At 74.6% G+C, this 279-nt stretch carries 1 protein-coding gene; it reads right to left on the bottom strand.

Annotated elements, in window-relative coordinates; genetic code table 11:
• On the bottom strand, positions 1 to 279 hold a 279-nt coding region (locus HWE04_RS24270), incomplete at both ends, for an RNA polymerase sigma factor (protein WP_241813932.1).

Below are 279 nucleotides of genomic sequence, written 5' to 3'. Positions count from 1 at the left end.
GTGCGCGGGAGAGGCGCGACTTCACCGTTCCCGGCGCGATGCCGAGTGCGGCGGCGATCTCCCGCTCGCTGTAGCCCTCGAGGACCGACAGCGTGATGATCTCCTGGTCGCGGTGCCCGAGCTGCCGGAGCGCCCGGACGGCGTCCCCGTCATCGTCCCGGTCCGCGTGGTCGGGGACGGGTTCGGGTGGCGGCAACCGGTCGAGCGCGGCCCGGTACCGCCGGGCCGCACGGGTCTGGTTGCGGGCGACGTTCGTGGCCGTGACGAGCAGCCACGGCA

It is taken from the genome of Herbaspirillum sp. C7C2, from assembly GCF_022627865.1.
Lineage (GTDB): Bacteria > Pseudomonadota > Gammaproteobacteria > Burkholderiales > Burkholderiaceae_D > Herbaspirillum > Herbaspirillum frisingense.
The sequence above is the reverse complement of the archived record's forward strand: the minus strand, read 5'-3'. Positions and strand labels throughout refer to the sequence as shown.